Annotated in this window: 18 protein-coding genes and 1 other RNA gene; 8 read left to right on the forward strand and 11 right to left on the reverse strand. The window is 51.8% G+C overall.

From position 1 onward, the window contains the following. Positions 1-115: 115 nt before the first annotated feature. The 6 genes from gabT to smpB all read right to left on the reverse strand — a co-directional run bounded on the left by gabT (position 116) and on the right by smpB (position 6889). Positions 116-1396 carry a 4-aminobutyrate--2-oxoglutarate transaminase gene (gene gabT, locus ACJHX4_RS24535; protein WP_000625041.1) on the reverse strand — a complete coding sequence of 427 codons (1281 nt, stop codon included), beginning with the start codon at positions 1394-1396 and terminating at the stop codon, positions 116-118. 13 nt (positions 1397-1409) lie between these two features. After that, positions 1410-2858: an NADP-dependent succinate-semialdehyde dehydrogenase gene (gabD, locus tag ACJHX4_RS24540; RefSeq protein WP_000772888.1), complete on the reverse strand. Its 1449-nt coding sequence runs from the start codon at positions 2856-2858 to the stop codon at positions 1410-1412. 25 nt (positions 2859-2883) lie between these two features. Next, the gene (gene lhgO / locus ACJHX4_RS24545; RefSeq protein WP_000271888.1) at positions 2884-4149 is read right to left on the reverse strand and encodes an L-2-hydroxyglutarate oxidase; all 1266 of its coding nucleotides are present in this window, start codon (positions 4147-4149) and stop codon (positions 2884-2886) included. Between the two features lie 19 nt (positions 4150-4168). Next, on the reverse strand, positions 4169-5146 hold the full coding sequence (glaH, locus tag ACJHX4_RS24550) for a glutarate dioxygenase GlaH (protein WP_000993107.1): 978 nt from the start codon (positions 5144-5146) through the stop codon (positions 4169-4171). Between the two features lie 683 nt (positions 5147-5829). Further along, positions 5830-6192, reverse strand: a transfer-messenger RNA (tmRNA) gene (ssrA, locus tag ACJHX4_RS24555). Positions 6193-6406: 214 nt separating this feature from the next. Then, on the reverse strand, positions 6407-6889 hold the full coding sequence (smpB, locus tag ACJHX4_RS24560; RefSeq protein ID WP_000162574.1) for an SsrA-binding protein SmpB: 483 nt from the start codon (positions 6887-6889) through the stop codon (positions 6407-6409). Positions 6890-7059: 170 nt separating this feature from the next. Here smpB and ratA point away from each other — a divergent pair, with 170 nt between their 5' ends. Both ratA and ACJHX4_RS24570 read left to right on the forward strand, forming a co-directional pair. Beyond that, a complete protein-coding gene (gene ratA, locus ACJHX4_RS24565) occupies positions 7060-7497 on the forward strand; it encodes a type II toxin-antitoxin system toxin RatA (protein WP_001339419.1) in 438 nt (145 codons plus the stop codon). Continuing rightward, complete coding sequence (locus ACJHX4_RS24570; protein ID WP_001117834.1) at positions 7487-7777, forward strand: RnfH family protein; 291 nt, start codon at positions 7487-7489, stop codon at positions 7775-7777. Before ratA ends, ACJHX4_RS24570 begins: the two co-directional genes overlap by 11 nt. Before the next feature lie 61 nt (positions 7778-7838). Here ACJHX4_RS24570 and bamE read toward each other — a convergent pair whose 3' ends face one another. The 3 genes from bamE to nadK all read right to left on the reverse strand — a co-directional run bounded on the left by bamE (position 7839) and on the right by nadK (position 10954). Beyond that, positions 7839-8180: an outer membrane protein assembly factor BamE gene (bamE, locus tag ACJHX4_RS24575; RefSeq protein WP_001203437.1), complete on the reverse strand. Its 342-nt coding sequence runs from the start codon at positions 8178-8180 to the stop codon at positions 7839-7841. A gap of 148 nt (positions 8181-8328) precedes the next feature. Continuing rightward, entirely contained in the window at positions 8329-9990 is a 1662-nt protein-coding gene (recN, locus tag ACJHX4_RS24580) for a DNA repair protein RecN (RefSeq protein WP_000880939.1), read from the reverse strand. Positions 9991-10075: 85 nt separating this feature from the next. Beyond that, positions 10076-10954 (reverse strand): NAD(+) kinase, encoded by an 879-nt coding sequence (nadK, locus tag ACJHX4_RS24585; RefSeq protein ID WP_001059176.1) that lies wholly within the window; start codon positions 10952-10954, stop codon positions 10076-10078. A 122-nt stretch (positions 10955-11076) separates the two neighbouring features. Between nadK and grpE the strand changes: the two genes are divergently transcribed. Continuing rightward, entirely contained in the window at positions 11077-11670 is a 594-nt protein-coding gene (grpE, locus tag ACJHX4_RS24590; RefSeq protein WP_001296310.1) for a nucleotide exchange factor GrpE, read from the forward strand. A 53-nt stretch (positions 11671-11723) separates the two neighbouring features. Here grpE and ACJHX4_RS24595 read toward each other — a convergent pair whose 3' ends face one another. Both ACJHX4_RS24595 and ACJHX4_RS24600 read right to left on the reverse strand, forming a co-directional pair. Continuing rightward, the gene (locus tag ACJHX4_RS24595; RefSeq protein WP_010723175.1) at positions 11724-13010 is read right to left on the reverse strand and encodes an HlyC/CorC family transporter; all 1287 of its coding nucleotides are present in this window, start codon (positions 13008-13010) and stop codon (positions 11724-11726) included. A gap of 20 nt (positions 13011-13030) precedes the next feature. Further along, on the reverse strand, positions 13031-13822 hold the full coding sequence (locus tag ACJHX4_RS24600) for an inner membrane protein YpjD (protein WP_001314062.1): 792 nt from the start codon (positions 13820-13822) through the stop codon (positions 13031-13033). 166 nt (positions 13823-13988) lie between these two features. On the opposite strand from ACJHX4_RS24600, the gene ffh reads away from it, so the two are divergent. The 5 genes from ffh (at position 13989) to rplS (ending at position 17489) form a co-directional block, all read left to right on the forward strand. Next, the gene (ffh, locus tag ACJHX4_RS24605) at positions 13989-15350 is read left to right on the forward strand and encodes a signal recognition particle protein (RefSeq protein ID WP_000460035.1); all 1362 of its coding nucleotides are present in this window, start codon (positions 13989-13991) and stop codon (positions 15348-15350) included. Positions 15351-15486: 136 nt separating this feature from the next. After that, the gene (gene rpsP / locus ACJHX4_RS24610) at positions 15487-15735 is read left to right on the forward strand and encodes a 30S ribosomal protein S16 (protein WP_000256450.1); all 249 of its coding nucleotides are present in this window, start codon (positions 15487-15489) and stop codon (positions 15733-15735) included. 18 nt (positions 15736-15753) lie between these two features. Then, complete coding sequence (gene rimM / locus ACJHX4_RS24615; RefSeq protein WP_000043335.1) at positions 15754-16302, forward strand: ribosome maturation factor RimM; 549 nt, start codon at positions 15754-15756, stop codon at positions 16300-16302. A gap of 30 nt (positions 16303-16332) precedes the next feature. Further along, positions 16333-17100 (forward strand): tRNA (guanosine(37)-N1)-methyltransferase TrmD, encoded by a 768-nt coding sequence (gene trmD / locus ACJHX4_RS24620; protein ID WP_000264790.1) that lies wholly within the window; start codon positions 16333-16335, stop codon positions 17098-17100. Between the two features lie 41 nt (positions 17101-17141). Beyond that, positions 17142-17489 carry a 50S ribosomal protein L19 gene (gene rplS, locus ACJHX4_RS24625; RefSeq protein WP_000065253.1) on the forward strand — a complete coding sequence of 116 codons (348 nt, stop codon included), beginning with the start codon at positions 17142-17144 and terminating at the stop codon, positions 17487-17489. The last annotated feature ends 57 nt before the right edge of the window (positions 17490-17546 follow it).

Raw genomic sequence — 17546 nt, forward strand, 5'->3', positions numbered from 1 at the left:
ATAGATTTATTCCTGTTCACGTACAGATTGTCGGATGCGGCGTAAACGCCTTATCCGACCTGGATTCTCGTAGGCCGGACAAGCCGCAAAGCGTCGCCTCCGGCATGGTGCGGTGCTACAGCTTCGCCTCAGCAAAACACTGGCTGATGATCTCCAGACCCTGACGGATCTGAGCGTCTTCAATGGTGAGCGGTACAAGGATGCGCAGCACGTTGTAATACGGGCCGCAGGAGAGAAGAATCAGACCCTTATCGCGGGCGCGTGCCACGATCTCGGCGGTGAGTTTTGCGTCCGGTTTGCTGTGATCGCCATCTTCAAACAGCTCGATGGCGATCATCGCCCCCAGACCGCGTACGTCGCCGATCTCCGGGTGTTTTTCGGCTATCGCCAGCAATCCGTCTTTCAGCTTCTGCCCCAGAACGTTGGCTTTTTGCAGCAGATTTTCCTGCTCGAACACCTTCAACACTTCCAGCGCCGCTACGCAGGCAATCGGGTTACCGGCATAGGTGCCACCCAGTCCGCCCGGTGCGACGGCGTCCATCACTTCCGCGCGCCCGGTGACGCCCGCCAGCGGGAAACCGCCTGCGATCGATTTCGCAAAGGTGGTGAGATCTGGTGCCACGCCCATTTGCTCCATCGCAAACAGCGTGCCGGTACGCCCTGCGCCGCTCTGCACTTCATCGGCAATCAGCATGATCCCGTGCTCGTCACACAGCGCGCGTAAACGCTGCATAAAGGCTGGCGTCGCGGCGTAGAAACCGCCTTCGCCCTGAACGGGCTCAATCACGATGGCGGCGATATCTTCCGGCGCGGCGTCATTTTTGAAGATCCGGTGGATGCTGGCGATAGCGTCATCCTCGCTTATGCCGTGCAGCGGGCAAGGATAAAGCGCGCGATAAACATGACCCGGCATCAGCCCCATGCCCGCAGAGTACGGATTCACCTTGCCGGTCAGCGCCAGCGTGTAATGCGTGCGCCCGTGATACGCACCGCTAAAGGCGATAGTACCGCTACGTTTAGTGGCGGCGCGGGCGATTTTCACCGCATTTTCCACCGCTTCGGAACCGGTCGTAACCAGCAGAGTTTTCTTGGCAAAATCGCCCGGCACCTTCTGATTCATAATCTCGCACAGCTCCAGATACGGCTCGTAGGCCAGCACCTGGAAGCAGGTGTGCGACAGTTTTTTCAATTGCGCTTCCACCGCCGCAACCACTTTCGGATGCAGGTGCCCGGTATTGAGCACCGCAATCCCGCCCGCGAAATCAAGATACTCACGGCCTTCAACGTCCCACACCCGGCAGTTTTCCGCGCGGTCAGCGAAAATCGGGTGAATTTGCCCAACGCCACGGGGAATCGCCTGACTGCGGCGCTGCATTAACTCTTTATTGCTGATCATTCGCATTCTCCAGTTAAAGACCGATGCACATATATTTGATTTCTAAGTAATCTTCGATGCCATACTTCGAACCTTCACGACCCAGACCCGAGGCTTTAATGCCGCCGAACGGGGCCACTTCATTGGAAATAATGCCGGTGTTGATGCCGATGATGCCGTACTCCAGTGCTTCGCCCACGCGGAAGACGCGGCTTAAATCACGGGCGTAGAAATAGGCTGCAAGTCCAAATTCGGTGTCATTGGCTTGCGCAATCACATCGGCTTCATCTTTAAAACGGAACAGCGGGGCGAGGGGGCCAAACGTCTCTTCTTTCGACACTTTGGCGTTAGCCGGAACGTCTACCAGAATGGTCGGCTGGAAGAAGTTACCGCCGCGTTCATGTGCTTTACCGCCGCAAACCACGCGCGCGCCTTTCTCCAGCGCATCAGCAATATGCTCTTCCACTTTTGCTACCGCTTTTTCATCGATCAACGGCCCGATGGTGACGCCTTTCTCCAGCCCGTCGCCGATGTGCAGTTTGCTCACCGCCTGCTGCAATTTTTCGGCAAAGCGGTCATACACGCTGTCCTGCACATACAGGCGGTTGGCGCAGACGCAGGTTTGCCCGGCGTTACGGAATTTCGAGGCCAGCGCGCCTTCCACGGCTTTATCGAGATCGGCATCGTCAAAGACAATAAACGGTGCGTTGCCGCCCAGCTCCAGCGACACTTTTTTGATGTCTTTCGCGCACTGTTCCATTAACTGACGGCCAATTTCGGTCGAGCCGGTAAACGACAGCTTGCGCACCAGCGGGTTGCTGGTCAGTTCGTTACCGACCGCGCCCGCCGAACCGGTGACCACGTTAAACACGCCAGCCGGAACGCCCGCGCGAATCGCCAGTTCTGCCAGCGCCAGCGCAGAGAACGGCGTCTGACTGGCGGGCTTCAGCACCATGGTGCAGCCAGCCGCCAGCGCCGGACCAGCTTTACGGGTAATCATCGCCGCCGGGAAGTTCCATGGCGTGATAGCCGCGGTGACGCCAATCGGCTGCTTGATCACAATCAGGCGTTTATCGGCCTGATGACCGGGAATGGTGTCGCCATAAATACGTTTGCCTTCTTCAGCAAACCACTCAATAAATGAGGCGGCGTAGCTGATTTCGCCTTTCGCTTCAGCCAGTGGTTTGCCCTGTTCGAGGGTCATCAGGCGCGCTAAATCGTCCTGATGCTCCATCATTAAATTGAACCAGTTGCGCAGAATGTTGGCGCGTTCTTTGGCAGTGAGCGCACGCCAGGCGGGCAGGGCGCGGCTGGCGGCGTCGATAGCGGCGCGGGTTTCATCAGCGCCCATTTTCGGCACGCTACCCAGCTTGTCGCCGTTCGCCGGATTGGTGACGTCGATGACCTCGCCATTGTTGGCGTCCAGCCATTCCCCGTTAATCAACGCCTGCTGGCGGAATAAGTTACTGTCGTTAAGTTTCATCGCTACATCCTGTTTTCAAAGGTTATTAATTAAATGCGGCGTGTAAGGCATCCACACTACGTGCCGCTCGCAGCGTGCGTCCGGGGTTACTCTGGCTTGCCAACAGCGTTTGTACCTTGCTGACAATATGCGCACCAATAGGAATTGCTGATGTCGCTGCCGGGGAGGGCGCATTACAGGTGTGGATCGTGCGCGGGGTGGTGACAAACAGAAAATCGTCAATCAGCTTGCCGTCCGGCGATACCGCCTGCGCCCGCACACCGGGGGGCCAGGGCTGGAGATCGCTTAACGAAAGCCGGGGACAATACTTTTGCACCAGCCGCAGATAGCCGCTTTTGCACAGCGAGTTTTTCATCTCGCCCAGTCCTGAGCGTAGATGGTTTTGCAGCACCCGGCGAATCCCCGACGAGCCTAAAATCTCCAGCGTGTCACTAAATGAGAAGTCGCGCTTGCGGTAGCCTTCGCGTTTGAAAGCCAGCACCGCGTTTGGCCCGACGGTCACGCTGCCGTCGATCATGCGGGTGAGATGCACGCCCAAAAACGGCATTGCCGGGTCGGGAATGGGGTAAATCAGGTGGTTAACAATCTGGTTATGCTCTGGCGCAAGGCGGAAATACTCGCCGCGGAACGGGCAGATAATAAAGCCCGGTTCGAGGCCGAGCATTTTCACCAGCCGGTCAGCCATCAGCCCGGAACAACTAATCAGCGTCGATGCTTCATATTCACCGCCCTGACGGGTACGTATCACCACGCCGTTTTTATGCTCACTGAGGGCGCTGACTTCGGCGTTATAAATAATCTCACCACCTCTGGCCTGGAAGATTTTTGCCATCGCCGCCGTCACTTCGCGGTAGCTGACAATGCCGCTGGACGGCACAAAAATGCCGCCAAGCCCGGTGATATTCGGTTCACGCTCGCGCAGCTCCTCGGCGTTTAACCACTCGCGCTCGATCCCGTTTGCCGCCGTGCGTTTCCATAACGCATTCATCCGTTCCATTTCGAGTTCAGACGTGGCGACCAGCATCTTGCCGCAGTTGTCGTAGCGAATGCCGTTTTGATCGCAAAAGACTTTAGTGGCGCGGTTCCCCGCCAGGCAAAACTGCGTCTTCAGGCTACCGGGCGTGTAATAGACTCCGGCATGGATCACGCCGCTGTTGTGGCCCGTCTGGTGACAGGCAGGGCCGGACTCTTTTTCCAGCAACGCAATGCGGGCGTCAGGATAGATATCAATCAGTTGCATGGCGGTCGACATGCCGATGATGCCGCCGCCAATAATCACAAAATCATACATCCGCTCAATTCCTTTGCGCTTACTGATGCGTCTGGTAGTGGTGAGTGGCGTAAGCGAAATAGCCACGCTGACGCATCAGTTCACGGCGCAGATCCGGGTGCGGAGTAAAGCGGTCGCGACCGTGCAGCCAGAACAGGTTGTTAATCAACAGGAATTTGCCAACGGGAACGGGTACAGAAAGAGTGCCTTTACTGGTTTCAATGGCGTCCGAAAGCTCGCTCAACCACACGCCTTCTTCGAAGTCTTTCGGCTGGACAAACTGGTCGATATAGCGCATCACTGGGCGGCCCTGCTGATCGACATCGAACACCGGATGGAAGACATCTTTGCTGACGTTTTTGCTCGGCGGCGCGGCAAAGCGCATCGGACGGCGCGCCAGCGGATGGCGGAAAAAGAGGTCCAGATGTTCCCAGTCATCGAGATGCAGCAGCAGCGAGTTACCGCCCTGTATGTTTTGCTCGTCGATTTTCATCATCAGCACGTAATCAGTGATCTCTTCGACGTAAGTGCCGTCGTTGTGCAGCTCCATTACGCGGTGCGGCTGACGAAGATAGCTGTCTGAGTTATCAACATTTTTCACCACGAAACGCGCGTAATACTGACCGCTCATGGCATCGAAATTGGAACGGCCAATCAGATGCGCCACCGCCGTCGCCAGCTTCACCATCTCATCCGCCTGCGCGACATCATCGATACCCACCGCATTGATCAACAGCGCACCTTCAGCGCGGTTTAACAGGGTCTTCAACAGCAGCGGTTGCAGCTGATTCGCACACAGATCGTCGAGAATTTTGCCTACCTGAAAACGCAGAAACGATTTGTACTCCAGCGCCTGCACGGGCCATTCGGCAACCTGTTCGAGAAACTGTTTGGTCGTCTGTTCGGTGAAGGTGAGTTCCAGCAGACGCGGGGATTGCGCCGACGGGATGAGAGTGAATCCGCGATAGTCCTGGCCTGAATCGACAGCGTTATTTTGTACGGCGGTCAGTGCATTCATCAGAAGCGATCCTCTTATGAGATGTAGGGTGACATGGCGATGCTCATTTCGTAGCCATAATCTAAAAATATCTACATTTCTGAAAAATGCGCATAAAAGTTACATATTGTTTTCTTATTGTGATCAAAAACAGCAAATTAATAACAAGTAATGTGAGGGATAAGAATTGGGTTGAAAGGAAATGAATAATTAAAACAATATATTAAGTGTGCTTATACTCTTTTTCGAACTGGTGGCATTTGTTTAAATGCTATTTAAACTGCTTTTTCAGAGTTCAACTTACTGAGTTCCGTGTCGACTAATGTGAGTAAGATCAATCGCATCCAACCTATGTTACTTGATGGCATCGATAACAATATTAATGAACATACAGATTCCGGGAAGGCTGGCTATGGGGGCAAATTATTCTCTTTCTGGAAACGGGTAAATAACAGTGACCATTTGTCGAGAAGCTGATACTGAGCTGAGGGATACTGTATATGTCTGGACTGTAATTGGATGAATTCTATTCAGGGCGGGTCAGGACCAATAAAAAAGCCCGCATCAGCGGGCTTTAATGTCATAGGGAGTCGCGACTCCGTTGCGTATCCTTTTTTGTCTCCTCACCGTCTGGTCGGTGTCCTGCTGAGACTTATAACTTCCTGTTTTTGTTGGTGTAGTCCTTACACCGTCCAATCATTATTTGGTGGAGCTGGCGGGAGTTGAACCCGCGTCCGAAATTCCTACATCCTCGGTACTACATGCTTAGTCAGTCTTTACATTCGCTTGCCAGCTGCGGACGGACACGCCACTAACAAACTAGCCTGATTAAGTTTTAACGCTTCAACCCCAGGCAGGGCTTCCACGCGATCTCTTTTGGGTTTGACCTCTCTTGATCCCCGTCCTAAGAGCGGAGGCTAGGGAGAGAGGGCTCTAAGCAGGTTATTAAGCTGCTAAAGCGTAGTTTTCGTCGTTTGCGACTATTTTTTGCGGCTTTTTACGAGGCCAACCGCCCCTCGGCATGCACCTTGGGTTTCGCAAATCCCGTCGAATCCAGAATCAGCCCCAATGTGTAACGGTAAGTATACCAGATTTATGAGCAGCATGACTAGCCCAAAAGGCGTTATCATCCTGGAATTAGCGCCTGCATAGTATGATTTTTTTTCGATTAAGCAATGGGATGGCTACATCTGTGTCAGATTTGACAGTCGACAAGATGTTCATTCGCGCCACCGGATAGGGAGGCGCGGTGAGGATTTGATTAGTATCGCTTATATAGGTTTAACGATGGGCGTTTTTCATGATACGCGCTTTATCCACCTGCCATTCGCGTTCTTTGATATCTGAACGTTTATCGTGCTGTTTTTTACCTTTGGCGACGCCGATTTTCACTTTGCACCAGGCATTTTTCCAGTACAGGGAGAGCGCCACTACGGTATAGCCTTCTCGATTTACGCGACCGTACAATGAGTCCAGTTCGCGCTGGTTGAGAAGTAACTTGCGGGTACGGGTAGGATCGCACACCACATGCGTGGAGGCCACAGCCATTGGCGTGATGTTAGCGCCAAACAGAAATGCCTCTCCGTCACGCAGAAGGACGTAGCTGTCGCTGATATTGGCTTTTCCTGCACGCAGGGATTTAACCTCCCAGCCTTGCAGGGCAAGTCCCGCTTCGAACTCTTCTTCGATAAAGTATTCGTGACGGGCGCGCTTGTTAAGCGCGATGGTCGCTGAACCAGGTTTATGTGCTTTTTTCTTCGTCATAAGCGTCGTGAATCATCGGTAATCTGAAATCGAAAACACCCCATATCAATCCTGCGGGGGACAAGGCTCTATCTTAGCATGATCCCGATGTTACCCAGCGCCGGGATAGCGTTTTTTTTACAGCAGGATAAATGATATTATTTGTTGGATTTTTGTTGATGGAAATTGTTATGCCTCAGATTAGCCGGACCGCACTGGTACCCTACAGCGCGGAGCAAATGTATCAGTTAGTGAATGACGTTCAGTCTTATCCTCAGTTTTTACCAGGGTGCACTGGAAGCCGGATTCTGGAGTCCACTCCTGGGCAGATGACCGCTGCGGTAGATGTGTCTAAGGCTGGGATCAGCAAAACGTTTACAACCCGCAACCAGTTGACCAGTAATCAAAGTATTCTCATGAGTCTGGTTGATGGACCGTTTAAGAAATTGATAGGCGGTTGGAAGTTTACGCCGTTGAGCCAGGACGCGTGCCGTATTGAGTTTCATCTCGACTTTGAGTTTACCAATAAGTTGATTGAACTCGCCTTTGGTCGTGTGTTTAAAGAGCTGGCAGCTAATATGGTGCAGGCTTTTACTGTTCGTGCAAAAGAGGTCTACAGTGCCAGGTAAAATTGCCGTTGAGGTGGCTTATGCGCTACCTGAGAAGCAGTACCTGCAGCGCGTGACGTTGCAGGAGGGCGCGACGGTTGAAGAAGCTATTCGCGCCAGTGGTTTGCTGGAATTGCGTACCGATATCGATTTAACTAAAAACAAAGTCGGCATTTACAGCCGTCCGGCAAAACTCAGCGATATTGTGCATGATGGCGATCGGGTGGAGATTTATCGTCCTCTCATTGCCGATCCGAAAGAGCTTCGCAGGCAACGAGCAGAAAAATCAGCGAATAAATAACAGACAGAAAAAAGGTGCTCATTGAGCACCTTTTTTAACGTCTTTGAGAGCAACTTTATTATTAGTTACCACTCAGCGCAGGTTTGTTATCAATGTTGGTCAACACACCGCTACTGTTAAAGGTCAGCGTCAGCGTTTGCTGCGTTACACCTTCATGACCAGGTTGCTGGCGGAAGACATAGAACCAGGTATTTGTACCAAATGGATCGGACATCAGCGGTGTACCCAATGCGTACGCAACTTGTTGTTGCGTCATGCCAACACGTATTTTGGATACGTCGTTAGCGGTCAGATAGTTCCCCTGGTTGATGTCAGGACGGTAAACCACTCGCTCCAGAGTGGAACAGCCTGCGGTCAACATCAATAGTACTGCTGCTGCAGCAGTCAGCGTTTTACAGCGCATAGTGATTTGATTCCTTTTCGGGCCCGAGCAGTACGTGGCTCATCTGTAATATGCCGATGATAATAGACCTTTCATCACTTTAAAACCTTTTGCTTTCCGGTCTTACGGCGTTTTGCTGTTTACTCTGACCGTGAAGCAGGAAAAAAGTTTACGCCGCAAGCAGTTCTTTCGCATTCGCCAGTGTGTTACGTGTGACTTCACTGCCACCAAGCAGGCGCGCCAACTCTTGTAACCGCGCTTTTTTATCCAGGGATTGCATATGCGTTTCTGTCATCGCACCATCGGTTTCTTTGCTGACAAAATAGTGTTGATGACCATATCCCGCGACTTGTGGCAGGTGGGTAACACACATCACCTGAGTTGATTCGCCAAGTTGACGTAGCAGTTTGCCGACAACTGCCGCTGTTGGGCCGCTAATCCCTACATCCACTTCATCAAAAATCAGTGCTGGGGTTTCCATTTTACGCGCGGTAATGACCTGGATTGCCAATGCGATGCGGGACAACTCACCACCGGATGCGACTTTGGCAATAGGCTGCATTGGCTGACCTGGGTTGGTGGTTACCCGAAACTCAATACGATCAGCGCCGTCAGCGCCCAGGTGATGCTCGTCAAATTTAACATCGATCGTAAACTGCCCATGTGGCATAGAGAGTGCATGCATACTATCGGTGATCAGCTGTGCCAACTCATTTGCATAATGCTGGCGTTGCTGGTGTAACGCGCGCGCCGTTTCCAGTGCCTGCTGATGATGTTTCGTTACCGCCAGCGCGAGCGTTTCTTGTGAGTCGGCCTGATCGTCCAGTTGCTGCTGTTCTTCCAGTAGCGACTGGTAATACTGTGGCAATGCCTCAGGGCTGACGTGATGTTTACGTGCCAGCGAAATCTGTTTTGAGATGCGCTGTTCAAGTTCAAACAGTCGGTTGGGATCGAGATCCAGACGATCGCAGTAGTGGCGTAGTTCATCACTGGCTTCAGCAATCTGGATGGTAGCCTCTTCCAGCATATCAAGTACGCCGGACAGTTTGCTGTCCATGCCAATCAATTCGCTCACCAGTTGTTTAGCCGTGTAAAGTTGACTTTGCAGATTTGCGTCTTCACCGTCAGCCATTAATGCCAATGCATTCTGGCTGGTGGTCAGCAATTGACCGCTGTTCGCCAGACGTTTGTACTCTTCGTCGATTTGCTCAAACTCTCCAGGCTGCGGATTAAATTCGTTAAGTTCTTTTAATTGGTATTGCAGCAGCTCCGCACGGGCGGCGCGTTCCTGACTTAACTGCTGATGATGCGCGAGGTCACGGCAGCTTTGATGCCACAACTGATAACGTGCGGTCATTTCCTGGAGCTGAGAGGTTTCATTGGCATAGCCATCAAGCAGGAATTTTTGGTGCTCGGGTTTGGTGAGTAACTGATGAGCGTGCTGACCATGGATCTGAATCAGCAACTGACCCAGTTCGCGCAGTTGTGACAGAGGAACAGCTGTACCGTTGATGAAACCACGGGAGCGACCATCGCTGCTGATTACGCGACGAAGCAAACATTCATGCCCGTCTTCAAGCTGGTTTTCTTCCAGCCAACGCAGGGCCGCTGGCGTATCTTTCAGAGAAAAACGGGCGCACAGGTCGGCACGAGCAGCGCCGGTACGCACCATGTCGGCTTCAGCGCGACCACCGAGACAAAGGCCGAGGGCATCTATTGCAATAGATTTACCCGCGCCGGTCTCGCCAGTTATTACGGTCATGCCGCTATGAAAATCAATCTCAAGCTCACGAACGATAGCAAAGTTGCTGATGGTCAGTTGTGCCAACATAGTTGTTTTCCTGTATGAAAAACCATTACTGTTATTGTGTACAGTATAAACTGGTTTTATATACAGTAAAGAGGCTGGCGTAAAATTAGAATAATTTTTTTGACCAGCCGAGCTTGGTGCTTAATGTATTGAAATAACTGTAATCTTTCGGATGAATCAGATTCAGATGGTAATCACAGCGACGAATCAGGACATCTTCACCTTCCTGAATCGGAAGTGCTATCTGGCTGTCGCAACTGATTTCCAGGTCGTTACGGCGATGCGAAAAACGCAGACGGATCGTGCTGCTGCTGTTTATGACCAGTGGTCGTGCTGACAACGTATGCGGGAACATGGGCACCAGGGTAATCGCATCCAGAGAGGGTGTCAGAATAGGACCGCCCGCAGAGAGGGAATATGCGGTGGAGCCTGTTGGCGTCGAAATAATCAGTCCATCGGAACGCTGCGAAAACGCAAAGATCTCGTCGATATACACTTCGAACTCAATCATATGCGCTACTTTGCCAGGATGAAGTACCACTTCGTTAATCGCCGTGCTGATGCGTTTCTGGCAATCTTGCTGACAGACTTGCGCTTCCAGCAAAAAACGTTTCTCGCTGATGTAGTGGCCTTCCAGCACATCGGCTAATTGTTGCTGGGCGTTATCGGGATCAAGGTCAGTCAGGAAACCCAGGTTGCCACGGTTGATTCCAATAACTTTAATATCGTAGCGGGCGAGCGTGCGCGCCGCGCCCAGCATATTACCGTCGCCGCCAACGACAACCGCGAGATCAGCCTGTTGCCCAATCTCCGCGAGCGTGCCAGTTTTCACATTCTTCAGTTGCAGTTCGTGAGCGATTTGTTGCTCAACGATGACCTCGTAACCTTTTGTGCACAGCCAGCGGTAGAGCATTTCATGTGTTGTCAGTGCAGTGGGGTGCCGTGGGTGTCCCACAATGCCAATACACTTGAAATGATTATTCATTTTTCCGAGGTCCTTGTTGCGAAGATTGATGACAATGTGAGTGCTTCCCTTGAAACCCTGAAACTGATCCCCATAATAAGCGAAGTTAGCGAGATGAATGCGAAAAAAACGCGGAGAAATTCATGAGTAGTAAAGAACAGAAAACGCCTGAGGGGCAAGCCCCGGAAGAAATTATCATGGATCAGCACGAAGAGATTGAGGCAGTTGAGCCAGAAGCTTCTGCTGAGCAGGTGGATCCGCGCGATGAAAAAATTGCGAATCTCGAAGCTCAGCTGGCTGAAGCCCAGACCCGTGAACGTGACGGCATTTTGCGCGTAAAAGCCGAAATGGAAAACCTGCGTCGTCGTACTGAACTGGATATTGAAAAAGCTCACAAATTCGCGCTGGAGAAATTCATCAACGAATTGCTGCCGGTGATTGATAGCCTGGATCGTGCGCTGGAAGTGGCTGATAAAGCTAACCCGGATATGTCCGCGATGGTTGAAGGTATTGAGCTGACGCTGAAGTCGATGCTGGATGTTGTGCGTAAGTTTGGCGTTGAAGTGATCGCCGAAACTAACGTACCACTGGACCCGAATGTGCATCAGGCCATCGCAATGGTGGAATCTGATGACGTTGCGCCAGGTAACGTACTGGGCATTATGCAGAAGGGTTATACGCTGAACGGTCGTACAATTCGTGCGGCGATGGTGACTGTAGCGAAGGCAAAAGCTTAATTTCTGTTTTCGTAATAAATCACGGTCCAGCATGCGAATGCCGGGCCGTTTTTTTACTCCGCCACACTCTCGCGCAGCGGTTTTACAGGAAAAACTTTTACCTGCTTAATCATATTGTCCTGTACGTCGAGAATATCGATATCGTACTCGCCTATACGCACGCGGGTGCCTGCTACCGGAATCTCCTCCAGCGCTTCCAGAATGACGCCGTTAACAGTACGAGCATCATCTTCCGGTAGATGCCAGTTAAAGGCTTTGTTAATTTCTCGCACGTTGGCGGTGCCATCGATAATCACCGACCCGTCGTTTTGCGGCGTGACCTCTTCGGCAAGTGTTGGCGACATCGACGTGGTGAAATCGCCGACAATCTCTTCGAGAATATCTTCGACCGTCACCAGCCCCTGAATGTCTCCATACTCGTTGACGACCAGGCCGACTTTCTTTTTGTTGCGCTGAAACTTCACCAACTGTGTGCTGAGCGGCGTACCCTCCGGGACAAAATAGATCTCGTCCGCGGCGCGTAGCATGGTTTCTTTGGTGAACTCTTTTTTCTCCGACATGAGTCGCCAGGCTTCACGCACACGCAGCATACTGATGGCGTCGTCCAGCGAATCACGGTAGAGCACGATGCGCCCGTGAGGTGAGTGGGAGAGTTGGCGCAGAATCGATTTCCAGTCATCGTTGATATCAATACCGATAATTTCACTGCGCGGCACCATGATGTCATCGACGGTCATCTTTTCCAGATCGAGTACCGACAGCAGCATATCCTGATTGCGACGGGAAATTTGTGACCGCGATTCGTGCACAATGGTGCGTAATTCTTCTTTGCTTAAAGAGCCACTAACCACGATATCGGTTTTGATGCCCATCATGCGCATTAACATGCGGGTAATAGCATTCAGCAACCAGACCAGCGGCATCATCAAAATTTGCAGCGGAGCCAGCAGAAAACTACTCGGATAAGCGACTTTTTCCGGGTACAGCGCGGCAATGGTTTTTGGCAATACCTCAGCAAAAACCAGCACGACAAAAGTCAGCACACCAGTCGCAATTGCCACGCCCGCATCGCCGTACAAACGCATTCCAACAATAGTGCCGAGCGCGGAGGCAAGAATATTGACCAGGTTATTGCCGATTAACACCAGGCTTATCAGGCGGTCTGGCTTACGCAGCAATTTTTCGACGCGTTTGGCCGAGCGATTACCCTGTTTCGCCATATGCCGCAGACGATAGCGGTTGAGGGTCATCATTCCGGTTTCGGACCCGGAAAAATAGGCTGAAATGACCACCATGATGATCAGAATAATGATCAACGTAGTAGTAGAAATGTGTTCCAGGGGAAACTCCTTTTCTGGGTTTAGCTGATTAACTGCTGAAAAATTCGGCTGCCGAAGTAGGCCAGTGTCAGAATGACTGCACCCGCAACGTTAAACCAGACGACGCGGCGTCCACGCCATCCTTCATGATAATGTCCCCACAGCAGCACAATATAGACAAACCACGCCACGATAGAGAGCACGGCCTTGTCGATATTTTCCATGCTAAATAAGTTGTGCATGTAGAACAGGCCAGTGCAAAGAGTGAGCGTTAGCAGCACCACGCCAATCTGCGTGATATGGAACATTTTACGCTCGATACTCATCAATGGCGGCATTTCCTGGTTAAACGCCAGCTTCTTGTTCTTCAGTTGGTAATCAATCCACGCCAGTTGCAGCGCGTACAGGGCAGCGATAATTAGCGTGGCATAGGAAAAAAGCGATAAGCCAATGTGCACCAGCATCCCCGGCGTTGCTTCCAGATGGGTGATGTATTCATTGGGCATAAAGGTCGCCAGCGCTAGGTTGATAAGCGCAAAGGCATAGACAATGGGTAGCAACAACCAGCCACGATTGCGAGAAGCCACAATGGTCATTACCGTACAGATCATCAAACTGACCAATGAACCAACGTTCAGCAGGCTGAGGTTTTGTCCGCTATCACCGTCGGGCAGGATGCGGGCTTCCAGAGCGATTGCGTGGCAGACCAGCGCGATGACCGCAGAAATAATAGCCATGCGCCGCCAGCCGCCGTTTTTTTGCAGCAGACCGGGAACAATCAGCGCAAGACTGACGGAGTAGGCGACAAGCGCGAGCAGAGCAAAAACGGGCATAGTAATGTCGACAGTTTGAGCAATAAGAAAGAGAAGCAGTATAGCGTCAGGTGAACGCTGCTCCAACCGTTGCATAACAACAAAGACGCCTTCATGTTATACTGCGGCAAAATACTGATGATGTGTCGCGATTGCGGCCAACCGTTTCCACCCCAGGCGAGAGACAATGTTTGATAATTTAACCGATCGTTTGTCGCGCACGCTGCGCAATATCAGTGGCCGTGGACGCCTCACTGAAGACAACGTAAAAGATACGCTGCGCGAAGTGCGCATGGCGCTGCTGGAGGCTGACGTCGCTCTGCCGGTAGTGCGTGAGTTTATCAATCGCGTAAAAGAGAAAGCGGTTGGTCATGAAGTTAATAAGAGCCTGACGCCGGGGCAGGAGTTCGTCAAAATTGTCCGTAACGAACTGGTTGCGGCGATGGGCGAAGAGAACCAGACCCTGAACCTGGCTGCGCAACCGCCTGCGGTCGTGCTGATGGCGGGCCTGCAAGGTGCCGGTAAAACAACCAGCGTTGGTAAACTCGGTAAGTTCCTGCGCGAGAAGCACAAGAAGAAAGTACTGGTGGTTTCTGCCGACGTCTATCGCCCGGCAGCAATCAAACAGCTTGAGACGCTGGCAGAGCAGGTGGGCGTTGATTTCTTCCCTTCTGATGTTGGTCAGAAGCCGGTAGATATCGTTAACGCGGCGCTGAAAGAAGCCAAACTGAAATTCTACGACGTGCTGCTGGTGGATACTGCCGGTCGTCTGCACGTTGACGAAGCGATGATGGACGAGATCAAACAAGTCCATGCGTCGATTAATCCGGTTGAAACCCTATTTGTGGTCGATGCCATGACCGGTCAGGATGCGGCCAATACGGCAAAAGCATTCAATGAAGCGTTACCGCTTACCGGTGTAGTGTTGACCAAAGTGGACGGCGATGCCCGCGGCGGTGCGGCGCTCTCTATTCGTCACATCACTGGCAAACCGATCAAGTTCCTCGGTGTTGGCGAGAAAACCGAGGCGCTGGAGCCATTCCATCCGGACCGTATTGCCTCCCGTATTCTCGGCATGGGCGACGTACTGTCACTGATCGAAGATATCGAAAGCAAAGTTGACCGCGCGCAAGCTGAGAAATTAGCCAGCAAGCTGAAAAAAGGCGACGGCTTCGATCTCAACGACTTTCTTGAGCAGCTGCGCCAGATGAAAAATATGGGCGGCATGGCTAGCCTGATGGGCAAGCTGCCGGGCATGGGGCAGATCCCGGATAACGTCAAGTCGCAGATGGACGATAAAGTGCTGGTGCGTATGGAAGCCATCATCAACTCGATGACGATGAAAGAGCGCGCTAAGCCAGAAATCATCAAAGGTTCGCGTAAGCGCCGTATCGCTGCCGGTTGCGGTATGCAGGTGCAGGACGTTAACCGTCTTCTGAAACAGTTCGACGACATGCAGCGCATGATGAAGAAAATGAAGAAGGGCGGGATGGCGAAGATGATGAGAAGCATGAAAGGGATGATGCCGCCGGGATTTCCTGGTCGCTAAATGACCTTATGCGACAGAGTTATTAACTGCTGATTGCATTTTCTCCAGAAATCAGTAAAATTTTCGGGCTTTTAATATGACACCGGACTCCGTTCCTCGATGGGGTCCGGTTGTTTTATTCACACAAGAGGATGTTATGGTAACTATTCGTTTAGCACGTCACGGCGCTAAAAAGCGTCCGTTCTACCAGGTTGTTGTCGCTGACAGCCGTAATGCACGCAACGGTCGCTTCATCGAGCGCGTTGGTTTCTTCAACCCAATCGCTAGCGAAAAAGAAGAAGGCACTCGCCTGGATCTGGATCGCATCGCTCACTGGGTTGGCCAGGGCGCAACTATTTCTGATCGCGTTGCTGCGCTGATCAAAGAAGTAAACAAAGCAGCTTAATCTGTCACGGTGGTCATGATGAGCAAACAACTCACCGCGCAAGCACCTGTTGATCCCATCGTTTTGGGAAAAATGGGTTCGTCTTACGGTATTCGTGGGTGGCTCAGAGTGTTTTCTTCCACCGAAGACGCCGAAAGCATTTTTGACTATCAGCCCTGGTTTATCCAGAAGGCGGGTCAGTGGCAGCAAGTCCAGCTGGAAAGCTGGAAGCACCACAATCAGGACATGATCATCAAGCTGAAAGGCGTTGACGATCGTGATGCGGCGAACCTGCTGACGAATTGTGAAATTGTCGTGGATTCATCGCAGTTGCCTCAGCTTGAAGAGGGTGACTACTACTGGAAAGACCTGATGGGCTGCCAGGTAGTAACCACTGAAGGCTACGATCTCGGTAAAGTCGTAGATATGATGGAAACCGGATCTAATGACGTTCTCGTCATTAAGGCAAACCTGAAAGATGCGTTTGGTATCAAGGAACGTCTCGTACCGTTCCTCGATGGGCAGGTTATCAAGAAAGTCGATCTCACTACTCGTTCAATCGAAGTAGATTGGGATCCTGGTTTTTAAACCACCGGATAAACGGTAAAAGACGGCGCTATGTGGATTGGCATAATTAGCCTGTTTCCTGAAATGTTCCGCGCAATTACCGATTACGGGGTAACTGGCCGGGCAGTTAAAAATGGCCTGCTGAGCATCCAGAGCTGGAGTCCTCGCGACTTCACGTATGATCGGCACCGTACCGTGGACGATCGTCCTTACGGCGGCGGACCGGGGATGTTAATGATGGTGCAACCCTTGCGGGACGCCATTCATGCAGCAAAAGCCGCGGCGGGTGAAGGCGCAAAGGTGATTTATCTGTCACCACAGGGACGCAAGCTTGATCAAGCGGGCGTCAGCGAGCTGGCAACGAATCAAAAATTGATTCTGGTGTGCGGTCGCTACGAAGGTATAGATGAGCGCGTGATCCAAACCGAAATTGATGAAGAATGGTCAATCGGCGATTACGTTCTCAGTGGTGGTGAGTTACCAGCAATGACGCTGATTGACTCCGTTTCCCGGTTTATTCCGGGAGTACTGGGACATGAGGCCTCGGCAACGGAAGACTCCTTTGCTGAAGGATTGCTGGATTGCCCGCACTATACGCGGCCTGAGGTGTTAGAAGGGATGGAAGTTCCGCCAGTGTTACTGTCGGGCAACCATGCCGAGATACGTCGCTGGCGTTTGAAACAGTCGCTGGGCCGTACCTGGCTTAGAAGACCTGAACTTCTGGAAAACCTGGCTCTGACTGAAGAGCAAGCAAGGTTGCTGGCGGAGTTCAAAACGGAACACGCACAACAGCAACATAAACATGATGGGATGGCGTAAGCCCCCGAGATATCAGTTTACCCAGGATAAGAGATTAAATTATGAGCAACATTATTAAGCAACTTGAACAAGAGCAGATGAAGCAGGACGTACCTTCCTTCCGTCCGGGTGATACCGTGGAAGTGAAAGTATGGGTTGTTGAAGGTTCCAAAAAACGTCTGCAGGCATTCGAGGGCGTGGTTATCGCAATTCGTAACCGCGGTCTGCACTCTGCATTCACTGTTCGTAAAATTTCCAACGGCGAAGGCGTTGAGCGTGTCTTCCAGACTCACTCTCCGGTAGTTGACAGCATTTCTGTCAAACGTCGTGGTGCTGTTCGTAAAGCTAAACTGTACTACCTGCGTGAGCGTACTGGTAAGGCTGCTCGTATCAAAGAGCGTCTTAACTAAGATTTCGCTTAAGCGACATCCTGTTAAGAAGGGCTGGCCAATTGGCTGGCCCTTTTT

Source organism: Escherichia sp. WS2035 (assembly GCF_046487065.1).
GTDB lineage: Bacteria > Pseudomonadota > Gammaproteobacteria > Enterobacterales > Enterobacteriaceae > Escherichia > Escherichia coli.